The organism is Paenarthrobacter sp. CM16 (assembly GCF_013179505.1).
Lineage (GTDB): Bacteria > Actinomycetota > Actinomycetes > Actinomycetales > Micrococcaceae > Arthrobacter.
On sequence record NZ_JABMCX010000237.1, the window covers coordinates 1 to 7,307 of the forward strand.

General features: G+C 62.9%; 8 protein-coding genes. 6 read left to right on the forward strand and 2 right to left on the reverse strand.

Translation table 11 applies throughout. The features are described from left to right. Positions 1-186 precede the first annotated feature (186 nt). Complete coding sequence (locus HP499_RS18000) at positions 187-1,218, forward strand: ATP-dependent DNA ligase (RefSeq protein WP_172325560.1); 1,032 nt, start codon at positions 187-189, stop codon at positions 1,216-1,218. 12 nt (positions 1,219-1,230) lie between these two features. Here HP499_RS18000 and HP499_RS18005 read toward each other — a convergent pair whose 3' ends face one another. Beyond that, positions 1,231-1,623, reverse strand: coding sequence for a hypothetical protein (locus HP499_RS18005; protein WP_172325561.1), 393 nt, complete (start codon positions 1,621-1,623; stop codon positions 1,231-1,233). A gap of 245 nt (positions 1,624-1,868) precedes the next feature. On the opposite strand from HP499_RS18005, the gene HP499_RS18010 reads away from it, so the two are divergent. The 5 genes from HP499_RS18010 (at position 1,869) to HP499_RS18030 (ending at position 6,694) form a co-directional block, all read left to right on the forward strand. Then, positions 1,869-2,174 carry a heavy-metal-associated domain-containing protein gene (locus HP499_RS18010; RefSeq protein ID WP_172325562.1) on the forward strand — a complete coding sequence of 102 codons (306 nt, stop codon included), beginning with the start codon at positions 1,869-1,871 and terminating at the stop codon, positions 2,172-2,174. 61 nt (positions 2,175-2,235) lie between these two features. Next, on the forward strand, positions 2,236-4,380 hold the full coding sequence (locus tag HP499_RS18015; RefSeq protein WP_172325563.1) for a copper-translocating P-type ATPase: 2,145 nt from the start codon (positions 2,236-2,238) through the stop codon (positions 4,378-4,380). Positions 4,381-4,478: 98 nt separating this feature from the next. Then, positions 4,479-4,970 (forward strand): hypothetical protein, encoded by a 492-nt coding sequence (locus tag HP499_RS18020; RefSeq protein ID WP_172325564.1) that lies wholly within the window; start codon positions 4,479-4,481, stop codon positions 4,968-4,970. A gap of 147 nt (positions 4,971-5,117) precedes the next feature. Next, complete coding sequence (locus tag HP499_RS18025) at positions 5,118-5,738, forward strand: DUF305 domain-containing protein (protein WP_172325565.1); 621 nt, start codon at positions 5,118-5,120, stop codon at positions 5,736-5,738. Positions 5,739-5,815: 77 nt separating this feature from the next. Next, on the forward strand, positions 5,816-6,694 hold the full coding sequence (locus HP499_RS18030; protein ID WP_172325566.1) for a F510_1955 family glycosylhydrolase: 879 nt from the start codon (positions 5,816-5,818) through the stop codon (positions 6,692-6,694). A gap of 65 nt (positions 6,695-6,759) precedes the next feature. On the opposite strand, the gene HP499_RS18035 is transcribed toward HP499_RS18030, so the two are convergent. Next, positions 6,760-7,307: DUF305 domain-containing protein (locus tag HP499_RS18035; protein ID WP_253951674.1), on the reverse strand; the 548-nt coding region annotated here is incomplete at its 5' end.

Genomic DNA, 7,307 nt, shown 5'->3' on the forward strand with positions numbered 1-7,307 from the left:
GAGTCCATCCCGAGGGCACTGCAACCACCGGTTGCTGTTGCCCTGGCGAAACTCGTCAAGGCTCTCCCCGGTCCTAACGCGCTCCCGGGCGCTTCCTACTACGAGCCCAAGTGGGACGGCTATATTCACTGGACTTCGTCAAGTCATTCCGGACTCTGACTCCCAAAGTGGGCCTATCCTTGGTGCATGCCACCGATCGATCAAGTGGTTCTGGTTGGACTTCGGCCGCCGGTCGAGGTTGCACTAGCGAAGGCCGTCACCGGCATCCCTGCGGCTTCGGCGTTGCCCGGTGAGACGCTTTTTGAACCTAAGGTCGACGGGTACCGGCTCGTCATCTTCCGCGCAGAGGGACGGTCTACCCTATGGTCCCGCCACGGCAAGGATCTGACGAGGTACTTCCCCGAGCTAGAGAGTGCGGCAGTAGAAATGATCCCTGATGGCTGCGTAATCGATGGGGAAGCAGTGGTCTGGTCGGAGGGACGGCTGAACTTTGAGGCCCTGCAGAGGCGGTTGTCGGCTAGTCGCGCACGACTCCTCGCCATTGTCAGGGCGCAGCCGGCCAGCTTTATTGGCTTCGATGTCCTTGGAGTGGCAGGCCATGATGCCCGGAACCTCCCGTTGAAGGACCGCCGGGCACTGTTGGAAGAGCTGGCGACAGTTTGGGTTCCTCCCCTCGCTGTGTCGCCTCAGACAACAGATCTGGAGATGGCCAAGGAGTGGTTCGAAGATCGGGCAGCTGCCGGATACGAAGGACTGGTGGCCAAGAGCAGTATCCAGCCCTACTTGGGCGGGAAGAGAATCTGGTTGAAATCCAAGAAGCGGTCCGAGCTGGACGTTGTCTGTGGAGCCGTTATCGGGCCTTTGGGCCGGCCCACTGAGATCGTGGCAGGACTGCCCATGGCCGGTGAGTTGCGCATCGTCGGGCGCAGCTCCCCGCTGAAACCGGCCGATAGCCGTGCCTTGTCCCGATGGCTCCGCCAGCCGGTGGGCACCCATCCCTGGCCTTCCACGGTCAAAGGGACCACCCTTGACCGATTCAACCGCGACGCCTCCCGCGTGGAGCTGACGCTTGTGGAACCTGTCGTCGTTGAAGTCGCCGCGGATGCTGCGTGGTCGGGACGTTCATTCCGGCATGCCCTTCGCTACCTCAGAACCCGGCCTGAAATAGATCCGACCGCAGTTGAGGTTCCACCGAGACTCCACCTCAATGGCAGCTGATGTCCCGACTGCTTAGTGCTGGTGTCCAGCTTGCTCAGAATTGCTGACAACTCCTGCTGCTGATGCAAGGCGGAGCCACCCGGCATCACTGAGTGCGTGGTAGGCGATGTGAAGTTCCTTGGCCGGGTCCACGACGGCAGTCAGGTCACGCCGCCCCAGAACTGTGGTTAGTGCTTCGGCAGCCGCGATGAATTTATCGGCGGCCACCATCAGATCGTCCGGCCAGGCCGTAACGGCGACTGCGATGCGGGCGTTGCGGATTAGTGGCGCCCAGTTCGGGTCGATCTTTGGCTCTGGGCCGGTGAGCGTCGTGGCGATGCCATGGAATCCGACGTTGTCGATGTAGGTCAGGGCTGCGAGCAGCCCTGCGACGTAGTCTCCGCGCTCAGTGTCGGGGTGATCCATAACAGTGTCTTTTCATGGCTCTCTTTGACAAGAATGCCCCCCAGCGATCGAAGGCTCAAGCCTCCTAAGGGACTACTGCCCCGGACGCCTCGGGTTTCCAAGGAATGCTTGCGTTCCTATACCCCCGGGGGGTATATTTAAGTTGTTGTCAGTGAGTGGCGTGTCGCGGAGGACTTTGGTTCCCTCTTTACAGCCGTTCAACCACAGCTCCCATCGCACCTTTTCTGCAATGAATGGAAACTGACATGCAAACACCATCACGCACCAAACTGCCCTTGACAGCTTCTTCTTCGGGCTGCGGTTGCTGCTCCACTCAAGCCCCGTCGTCGCCGCCCGTCGAAACGGGCGTTGAGTACGGCGTTGAAGGACTGACCTGCGGCGGCTGCGTGGCCAGCGTTCAGCGTTCAGTCTCCGCCGTGGACGGCGTCGAGTCCGCCAGCGTTGACCTTGTTCCGGGCGGGGTTTCCCGCCTGGTCATCGCGGGATCCGCAGAACCGTCCGCGGTCAGGGATGCCGTTACCTCGGCCGGATACAGCCTGGCCAAGAGCTAGTCCACAATCACGGACCTGCGCGCCCGGTTGTACTGCGCGGCGGTCCCTGGAGGAGTACACCATGACACAGCACTCCCATCACCACACTCACCCCGCGCCTGTCGGCAAAGACGAAACGGACGTCACCGACGCGCACCACGCCACCAGCGCCGCACCACCACATCAACACCACGCCCATCAAGGGCACGACATGGCCGATGATCACGCGGTGCACAGCCATGGCCAGCATGCCGGGCACAGCACGGCAATGTTCAAGGACAGGTTCTGGCTGACATTGGCCCTGTCGGTCCCGGTTGTCTATTTCAGCCCGATGTTCGGGCACTTGCTGGGTTACATGCCCATGGAGTTTCCGGGCTCGTCCTGGATCCCGCCGGTCCTGGGTACGGTGATCTTCCTCTACGGAGGACAACCCTTCCTCAAGGGCGGCATCAGTGAACTGAAGAACCGGCAACCGGGCATGATGCTGCTGATTTCCATGGCCATCACCGTCGCGTTCCTCGCATCCTGGGCCACCACCTTGCGGATCGGGAACTTCGATCTGGACTTCTGGTGGGAACTGGCGCTGCTGGTGGCCATCATGCTGCTCGGCCACTGGATCGAAATGCGCGCCCTCGGCTCAGCCCAAGGCGCCTTGGACGCGTTGGCCGCACTGCTCCCCGACGAGGCCGAACGCGTCACCGGCAACGGCGTCGAAACCGTCCCCGTCTCCGAACTGACGGCCGGCGACATTGTTCTGGTCCGGTCCGGGGCGCGGATGCCAGCCGACGGCACGGTCGTTGACGGGCAGGCCGAATTCGACGAATCCATGATCACCGGTGAATCCAAGACCGTCCTGCGCTCCGTGGGTGATCCGGTCGTGGCCGGGACCGTGGCTACCGACAACACGGTCCGGGTTCGGGTTACCGCCGTCGGGAACGACACGGCACTGGCCGGCATTCAACGGTTGGTTGCCGAAGCCCAAGCTTCCTCGTCCAAGGCCCAGGCCCTCGCAGACCGGGCAGCGGCGTTCCTGTTCTACTTTGCCACGATCGCCGGCGTGATCACCTTCATCGCTTGGGCGTTGCTGGGCAGCCTGCCCGACGCTGTCACCCGCACTGTGACCGTGCTCGTGATCGCCTGCCCGCATGCGCTTGGCCTGGCCATTCCGCTGGTGATCGCCATTTCCACCGAACAGGCCGCCAAGGCCGGGGTGCTGATCAAGAACCGGATCGCTCTGGAACGGATGCGCACCGTCGACGTCGTCCTGTTCGACAAGACCGGCACCTTGACCAAGGGCGAACCCGAAGTACGGAACACGGCCACGGTCGAAGGCGGGTCCGCCGATAATCTGCTTGCCCTGGCCGCGGCAGTGGAGTCCGACAGCGAACACCCCGTAGCGAGGGCCATCGTCCGCGCAGCCAGGAGCAAGAACCTGGTTCTGCCACCCGCGACGGGTTTCACGTCCATGACCGGCCGGGGCGTGCGCGCCACAGTTGATGGCCGCACCGTCCAGGTCGGCGGCCCGGCGCTGCTTCGCGAACTGGGACTGGACGAACCGGAACCCCTGGCAGCTTCGACCCGTCAGTGGATGAACCGGGGGGCCGCCGTGTTGCACGTCATTGACGGAGAGACAATTCTGGGCGCGGTCAGTCTTGAAGACGCGATCCGCCCCGAATCCCGGCAGGCTGTGGCCGCGCTGCAAAGCAGGGGTATCAAGGTCGCAATGATCACCGGCGACGCGCAGCAGGTCGCGGAGGCTGTGGGCTCGGAACTGAACATTGATGAGGTTTTCGCTGAGGTACTTCCGGCCGACAAGGACAAGAAAGTCGCCCAGTTGCAGGCCCGCGGCCTGAAGGTGGCCATGGTCGGGGACGGGGTCAACGACTCCCCGGCACTGGCCCGGGCAGAAGTCGGCATCGCCATTGGCGCCGGCACCGACGTGGCCATGGAATCGGCCGGGGTGATCCTGGCCGGCAACGACCCCCGCGCCGTGCTGTCCATGGTCGAGCTGTCCAGGGCGAGCTACACCAAAATGTGGCAGAACCTTATCTGGGCCACCGGGTATAACGTCATTGCCGTCCCATTGGCGGCCGGTGTCCTGGCTTTCGCCGGGATCATCCTCTCCCCCGCGGCTGGGGCGGTGCTGATGTCGGTCTCCACCATCGTGGTCGCCCTCAACGCCCAACTGCTCCGGCGGGTGAAACTGAACCCCTCACAGGTTCGTTGACCACGTAGCGCCACCGGCACCAACGAACTAGTCCCACAAGGACCAGGCGTTGGTGCCGGTAGCCTTGAACCAACCAGCACGCAGGGAGGAGGACCAGCATGGCCGCGCAACGCACCATAGCCGGATCCGCCCTGCTCACCGGAACGCTGCTGGCCGCGGTCCTGGCCATCATCACCGGAATCCTTGGCATGCACGTCATGACTGGCACCCACTCAGCGCACTCGGCCATGACGATACCCAGCCAAACACCGATCATCGCGACGGGGGTTCTGTCCACGTCCGGGAGCCCGTCCGATCATGCCGGCCATCGGTCTTCAACATCCGGGGTTGCTGTCCTGCAGGCGCTGACTCCCGCCTATGGTGCGACGTTCCCGGCCCAGTGCTCCTGTTCAGGGAACTGCTCCAGCGAGCACTCCATGACCGCGGTTTGTATCCCCTCGGCCGCTTCGGGTGTCCTTGCCGCTCCGGTACCGGCCGAAGCACCTTCGATCACAGCCCCATCGCCGGCTTCCACCTTCATGGTCTGGTGTCTGTGGTCCTACCGTCCCGGCGGTCCTTCACCGGGTGAACTGTCCATCAGCAGAACATAGACGCTATCCGCCCGGCCAAGGCCCTGCGGCCTTACCTTGCGACCGGAACCCAACACCTGTGTTCCGGCGCGTACTTGATGGATTTGCCCACCCCCTTCCAGGGGCGCCTTCGCGTCCCTGAAAACCCTTTTGAAGGACTTGATCATAATGAACACCAAGAAGTTTGCGCCCCTCGCCGCTACGGCCGTCGCCGCGGTGATCGCCCTTGCCGGTTGCGGTTCCTCCGGCGGTTCCGGTTCCTCCGCAACCTCCATGCCGGGAATGGACCACGGCAACAGCTCCTCCAGCCCGTCCACCCCTGCCGCCAACGCCGCTGCCCACAATTCTGCAGACGTGATGTTCGCCCAGATGATGATCCCGCACCACACCCAAGCCGTGGACATGAGCGAGATGATCCTCAAGAAACAGGACATCCCCGCCGAGGTCACCGCCCTGGCCACCCGCATCAAGGACGCCCAGGGACCGGAAATTGAGAAAATGACCGGCTGGCTGCAGAGTTGGGGCGAGTCCACGCAGATGCCCACCGGGCACACCATGGACGGCATGATGGGCGCTGAGGACATGACCAAGCTCGAAGCCGCACAAGGCGTTGAAGCCGCGAAGCTGTTCCTGACCCAGATGATCGCCCACCACGAGGGCGCAGTAACGATGGCCAAGACCGAAACCACGGACGGCAAAGACCCCGCAGCGGTGCAACTGAGCAAGGACATTGTCAGCGCCCAGGAAGCCGAGATCAAGGAAATGCAGACACTGCTGGCCAGCCTCTAGCCCGCTCCCTCCGGCCCCGCCCAAGACGGGCGGGGCCCGCACGGTGTACCCGCGTTCCCCAACTCTGGAGCTTTCCCATGCACTCTTTCGCCCGCTCTGCCTCACGACGCCGCGTCCTTTTCACCGGCGCGGCACTCGTCCTCACCCTGGCAGCCTGCACCCCGGCCAGCCCACCCACGACCACGACTCCATCCATTGAACTGAGCGACAAAGCCCTGCCCAGCAGCCACGTGCACGGATTGAGCGTTGATCCCGACACCAGCCAGGTCCTCCTGGCCACCCATGACGGGCTCTTCGACGTCACCAAACAACCTGCCACCAAGATCGGTGGCACGAACGACCTGATGGGGTTCACTGCCGGGAAGGACGGCGTCTTCTACGCCTCCGGACACCCCGGGGCCGGATCCCACCTGCCCAACCCGCTCGGCCTCATCAAGTCCTCCGACGGCGGGCAAACCTGGGAGAAACTCTCCCGGCAAGGCCAGTCCGACTTCCACGCCATGACAGCCACCAGAACCGGGATCGTCGCGTACGACGGGGAACTGCGCCACAGCCCCGACGGAAAGACCTGGAACACTGTGGCCGCCAGGTTCGCCCCCGCGGTGCTGGCCGGCCACCCCGACAGCGACACCGTACTGGGCACCACCACCGAGGGAATCCAGCGCTCCACCGATGGCGGAGATACCTGGTCACTGAGCAAGTCCGGGCCGATAATCCAGTACGCCGCCTTCGCTACTCCCGACGAAGCCGCCGGGGTCGCCCCTGACGGGACCACTTACTACTCGGCAGACGCCGGGGCGAGTTGGACAACGAAGGGCCGGGTCGATGGTGAAGTTCTGGCTGTAGCAGCGGCCAAGGTCGCAGACGGCAATCCATGGGTGTGGGCTGCCACACCCGATGGAGTTGTTGTGTCTACGGACGGCGGCATCACCTTCAGACCGGCACCACCCTCCTAAACCATCCCGGTGGTGCTGTCCCGGGGATTCATCCCGTGGGCAGCACCACCGTCTCTGGAATCAGGTCATTTGGATCCGTACCGGTCAAGGATTGACTGCATTTGCGTGATTTCGTCCTGTTGGGATTGGACAATCGAGTTGCACAGCTCGATGATTTCCGGGTCGGTGATGTCCGATTCCTGGCAAACCAGGATCGCCCGGGAATGGTGGGGGATCATGGATTTTAGGAACTGCTCATTTCCAACGAATGCCTCCGTCCTGCCTAACCCGAACACGCCGGCGAACAGCAAGGCGAAGCCAGCCAGCATCGCGATATTCGCTCTTTTGTTCTTGAACATCGACCACATGCCAATGATCATGACGATCGCCATCGCCGAAACCATGAGCAGTGCCATCCAAAAGTTGCTCAAGTTGAAGTAGAAGTGATCGGTCGTTCTGATCATCGACATCGACAACACCCACATCAGGCCCAGGCTGATCACAAGAATGACGCCGAATTTCACGTACATCCGTGCCGATCCATGGCCTTCGGTGTCGCGCCCAGTTTGGTTGTGCTGGGCGGTATTTGACATGCCTTCCGAGGGTTGTTCCATCTTCTTGCGCCCGCTTCCGA